1 pseudogene is annotated in these 1,433 nt (G+C 42.8%); it reads left to right on the forward strand.

Going from position 1 to position 1,433, the window contains the following annotated elements:
* A pseudogene (locus tag H1R81_RS26935) lies at positions 1-1,433 on the forward strand (hypothetical protein); the annotation flags it as partial.

Consider the following 1,433-nt stretch of genomic DNA (forward strand, 5'->3'; position numbering starts at 1 on the left):
ATGTGGAACCAGTGGAGCTTCGAATATTCTGACGATCTTCTCAGGTGGTACACCAGATGCACCGACGATAGCGAGCAACAAGCTGAGTTTGTGTAATGGTGAGACAGCGACCTTGACAGCGACAGGCTGTAGTGGAACGGTGAAATGGAGCAATAATGCCACAGGAACAAGCATCAGTGTAACGACTGCAGGTACTTATAGTGCAACTTGTGTAAACAACTGTGGAACCAGTGGAGCATCGAATGTGATAACTATTACCACAGGCAATCTTCCGGTAGCACCGACAATTACAGCGAACAAAAATGTTTTATGTAATAACGAAACGGCAACCTTGATTGCAAGCGGCTGTATTGGTAATGTTCAATGGAATAACGGTTCGACAGGCACTTCAATCCTTATAAGTATCGGAGGAACATACTCTGCTAAATGTGTGACAAGTTGTGGTGAAAGTTTGTCAAGTAATATAATAACCATTACAACAGTGCCGGCGCCAGTTGTTCCTGAAGTACAAACAAATACAAATACTATTTGTGGTACTGAAATAGCGACTTTAACAGCTACTGGATGTAATGGAGTTATTTCATGGAGTACAGGAGCAACTACAAGCAGCATTACGGTAAGTACTGCAGGAACTTATACTGCAACATGTAAAAATGCTTGCGGAGAAAGTGATCCAAGCCAGAATATAGTTATCAGAAAGAACGTTATGTCATCTCCGCCAACGGTTACGGCTAATAAAACAAGTCTTTGTGGTACAGAAACAGCTATTCTAACTGCAACAGGTTGTGGTGGTACAATTAAATGGAATACCAATGCAACAGGCAGTACACTCGCTGTAAGTTCAGCAGGCACATATAGCGCAGTTTGTGTGAGTAGTTGTGGAACAAGTGCGGCATCGAACATAATAACGATTACGTCAGGTGGAAATCCATCAGCACCAACAGTCGCTGCTACGAAGACAAGTCTATGTGGCACTGAAACAGCAACCTTGACAGCCACAGGTTGTGGTGGAACTGTGAAATGGAGTACCAATGCAACGGGTACAAGCATCACAGTAAGTACAGCAGGCACATATACAGCAACCTGTACAAATAGTTGTGGAACAAGCAGTACTTCAAACGCAATTATTATTACTACAGGTAGTATGCCAACAGCACCGACACTATCAAGCAATAAAACAAGCATCTGTGGTAATGAAACAGCTACTTTAACTGCAACAGGATGCAATGGTAGTGTGAAGTGGAGTACTGATGCCACTACCACAAGTATAACAGTAAGTACAGCGGGCACTTATACAGCAGTATGTATTAATGCTTGCGGTACAAGTCCAACATCAAATGTAATAGTTATCACAACAGGAGGTTCGCCAAGTGCACCAACGATAGCAAGCAACAAAACAAGCTTGTGTGGTAGTGAAACAGCAATTCTGACAG

It is taken from the genome of Emticicia sp. BO119, from assembly GCF_013912375.1.
In the GTDB taxonomy this organism is placed as follows: domain Bacteria; phylum Bacteroidota; class Bacteroidia; order Cytophagales; family Spirosomataceae; genus Emticicia.